The 404-nt window shown below is 56.9% G+C and carries 1 protein-coding gene; it reads right to left on the bottom strand.

Annotation, left to right across the window (positions count from 1 at the left end):
- Nucleotides 1–73: 73 nt before the first annotated feature.
- Nucleotides 74–404, bottom strand: a 331-nt coding sequence (locus tag H6B10_RS15535) for an RsmF rRNA methyltransferase first C-terminal domain-containing protein (RefSeq protein WP_204652367.1), incomplete at its 5' end; no start/stop codon positions are given.

The raw sequence follows: 404 nt of genomic DNA, 5'->3' as shown, positions 1-404 counted from the left end.
CGCCCTATAAGAAAAAACAACCGCGACCGGAAAATTCTTACATAACCGGTCGCGATATTTTTGTTTTTTGTTGTCAACCCAGGTTGCGCAGTCCCTTGGGATAGTGATTTTTGATGCGTCCGCCACTCACTTTTCCTGCTCCCAGCGGGAATCCGTCCACGCAGACAGCACACCATCCGTTCTGTGCCGTACCCGCCTCAATTTCTTCCCCACGCAGCCAGGCAATGGTCCGCGGATCGTCCCGTGTCAGTTCCTCCCGGTTGGTACAGGCCGCGCCATAGGCCATAAACAGGGCGTGGGCAGGCTGGAAGCGCTTTTTCACCACGCTGCCCGCCAGCACACCGCCGCGCAGAAGCCGCAATTTTCCAACAGGAAGCTGTTCGCTGTCTACGGGCGGTAACAGG

This window comes from Gemmiger formicilis (genome assembly GCF_016901605.1).
GTDB lineage: Bacteria > Bacillota > Clostridia > Oscillospirales > Ruminococcaceae > Gemmiger > Gemmiger formicilis_B.
The sequence above is the reverse complement of the archived record's forward strand: the minus strand, read 5'-3'. Positions and strand labels throughout refer to the sequence as shown.